The sequence below is a fragment of the Clostridium pacaense genome, from assembly GCF_020709765.2.
GTDB classification, from domain to species: domain Bacteria; phylum Bacillota; class Clostridia; order Lachnospirales; family Lachnospiraceae; genus Enterocloster; species Enterocloster hominis.
In genome coordinates this window covers 1-1866 of sequence record NZ_JAJFEB020000049.1, presented here as the reverse complement: position 1 = coordinate 1866, position 1866 = coordinate 1, and the positions used below count along the sequence as shown (strand labels likewise).

1 protein-coding gene is annotated in these 1866 nt (G+C 44.7%); it reads left to right on the top strand.

Annotated features, from left to right (window positions below):
* Window positions 1-114: 114 nt before the first annotated feature.
* Complete coding sequence (locus LK536_RS58370) at window positions 115-1722, top strand: IS1182 family transposase (RefSeq protein ID WP_227797310.1); 1608 nt, start codon at window positions 115-117, stop codon at window positions 1720-1722.
* The last annotated feature ends 144 nt before the right edge of the window (window positions 1723-1866 follow it).

The window sequence follows — 1866 nt, the reverse complement described above, 5'->3', positions numbered from 1 at the left end:
AAAGGGGGTGTTGCAAAAGTAGATGAATAATCTACTGGAGCAGCAGCTCCTTTTCTGTACCAGAAAACAGAAAAGCGGGCTCCGAAGAGTCCGCCATCCGTGGTATAATTAAGTATGCGAATAAATAATTACACTACTAGAGATTATACCGAACTTGGCCGGACTTATCAACTGGTTTTGCCATTAAGTTTGGAAGGACTGGTTCCCAACGATGATTCTGTCCGACTGCTGAGCCACGAATTGGAGGATTTAGACTACACAAAGCTTTATCAGGCTTACTCTGCCAAAGGCAGAAATCCGGCAGTGGACCCAAAGACCATGTTCAAGATCCTGACTTATGCGTATTCCCAAAACATTTACTCATCAAGAAAAATCGAGACCGCCTGTAAACGGGACATCAACTTCATGTGGTTGTTAGCCGGACAAAAAGCTCCGGATCACAGCACCATTGCCCGGTTCCGTTCCAGTTTTCTGGAGGAGGCATGTGAGGACCTCTTCTATCAGATGGTACGCCGGCTGGATCAGGCAGATGAGCTTTCTAAGGAAACTGTCTTTATTGACGGAACGAAATTAGAAGCCTGCGCCAATAAATACACGTTCGTATGGAAAAAATCCGTTGGGAAATGGGAAGAAAAAATGTTCATTAAAATCCAGGAGGCGGTGAAGCTTGTAAACCAGGAGTTTATCCAGTCCTTCCGTGTGGGAACCGAATACCGGGTACAAAACCTCCAGAAAATCTGCCGTTTTTTGGAGGAGAAATGCAAGGAGCGCAACATAGAGTTCGTTCATGGCCGCGGAAAACGTAAACCTATCGAGCAGAGGTATCTGGAACTGTTCCAAAGGTACCTGGAGCGCCAGACTACTTATGACTGGCATACAGCCAGCTTCCAGGGAAGGAACAACTACTGCAAAACAGACCCGGATGCAACGTTTATGCATATGAAAGATGACCACATGCGCAACGCCCAGCTAAAGCCGGGGTATAACGTCCAGATTGGAGTGGACAGCGAATACATTGTAGCGGTAGACATTTTTCAGGATCGGAATGATGTGTGGACACTGGTGCCGTTTTTGAAGCGGATGAAAGAAAAGCTGGGTTTTAACTACCCGAGTGTTACGGCTGATTCGGGATATGAAAGTGAAGAAGGGTACAGCTATCTGCGGGAGGAGAGGCAGCAGCCATACATTAAACCTCAAACTTATGAAAGATGGAAAAAGAGGAGTTTTAAACAGGATATCAGCAAACGTGAAAACATGGTTTACGACCGGGAGTCCGATACCTATATCTGTCATGCAGGGAAGGAACTACGGGTGATCTACCTGAAAAAGCAGCGCAGCAAAAGTGGGTACGAATCTGAGGTGACGGTATACGAATGTGAGGACTGCACCGGCTGCCCACATAAAGAAAAATGCACCAAAGCGAAGGGTAACAAGCGATTGTATGTGTCCAAAAGCTTTTTGGAGAAGCGTGATGAATCGTATCAAAACATCCAGAGCGATAAGGGAATTAAGTACCGGATAAACCGCTCGATCCAGGTAGAGGGGGCCTTCGGGGTTTTGAAAAATGACTATGGTTTCCAACGATTTCTGCTGCGAGGTAAGAAGAAGGTAAAACTGGAGATTCTCTTGCTGAGTATGGGATACAATCTAAATAAACTACATAGAAAAATCCAGAATGATCGGACTGGAAGCTATTTGTTTGATGTAAAAGCGAGTGCATAAATACAAGAAAAACCGTATGCTTATTAAAGTACGTCAAAATCAGGAGGAAGTCGATCGAGAATGATTTTCTCCTGATTTTTTCTATATATAGAGCGAAGGTGCCGCTCAATCATCTATTTTGATGATTTTGCGACACCCTCTTTT